This window comes from Grimontia marina, assembly GCF_900060185.1.
GTDB classification, from domain to species: Bacteria; Pseudomonadota; Gammaproteobacteria; order Enterobacterales; family Vibrionaceae; genus Enterovibrio; species Enterovibrio marinus.
The window spans coordinates 1-837 of sequence record NZ_FIZY01000196.1 but is presented as its reverse complement, the minus strand read 5'-3'; the positions used below and the strand labels follow the sequence as shown (position 1 = coordinate 837).

The following is an 837-nucleotide window of genomic DNA, read 5'->3' as shown; positions in this document are numbered from 1 at the left end:
ACAATGAACAAGGATGCTATTGCGACTAAGCAGGCGCAGTTGTCTAAAAAATAGGGAAGCTGGTATTTCAGCTTCCCTATTTTTTGCTTGATTTCTTAATGGCAAAAACGGCTTTTTCAGGGCCGACTACTTACTACCTCAGCGGCGTCGCCAAGAACCTGAACAAGCTACTTTACCGTGCGGAAAAACGCTTCCCTGACTCGACAATCACGAGCCACATGGTTGCTCTAATTTCCGCGATTGGTTCGCAGATCAATACCAACACCACCTTGAGCAAAGGTGTGCTGGCACTGATGAACAGCGATATTTCACCGATTGCTGTTCACTCTTCAATGCGCAACGTGAACGTGCAGTTCGTGGTAAAAGACGAAATGTATGAAGGTGCTATTCGCGCACTACACGACGAGTTTTTTGTGCAAAAAGATAATAAAGATAAACAAGTCGCTTAGAGTATGGCCCTCATCTTTACATTAACGCCTAAATAACTGATCCGAATAGTGCTACATTTTCGCCGTGCCGTGGCAACCTCCCGGGTACGGCGATACGTTATCCATAAAGTGCTTCACCTTCCTGAGCAATTGCCACATATGTTTACACCTGTGATTCCGAGTAATTGTCTCATGGAGAGCATTCCACAATCGTTCTATGACGTTGACCCAAGGGCAATAAACGGGCTGGAACAGCAGCCTGAACTTTGGGTTCTTCTTGAGCCAAGCCTTCGTTTTTTTACTTTTGTGGATGATGTAGTTATCCAGTATCAAGGTGACACTTTTGGCTCGGCGGTAGTGCCACTTTAGCTTCTCCAGCATGGCAATGAATAGGTCTGAGTCTTTCTTT

The 837-nt window shown here is 45.4% G+C and carries 1 protein-coding gene and 1 pseudogene; one reads left to right on the top strand and one right to left on the bottom strand.

What is annotated here, in order from left to right; genetic code table 11:
• Positions 1-125 precede the first annotated feature (125 nt).
• A pseudogene (locus tag GMA8713_RS25950) lies at positions 126-449 on the top strand (aspartate kinase); the annotation flags it as partial.
• A 51-nt stretch (positions 450-500) separates the two neighbouring features.
• Here GMA8713_RS25950 and GMA8713_RS25945 read toward each other — a convergent pair.
• On the bottom strand, positions 501-837 hold a 337-nt coding region (locus GMA8713_RS25945), incomplete at its 5' end, for an IS630 family transposase (RefSeq protein WP_157515497.1).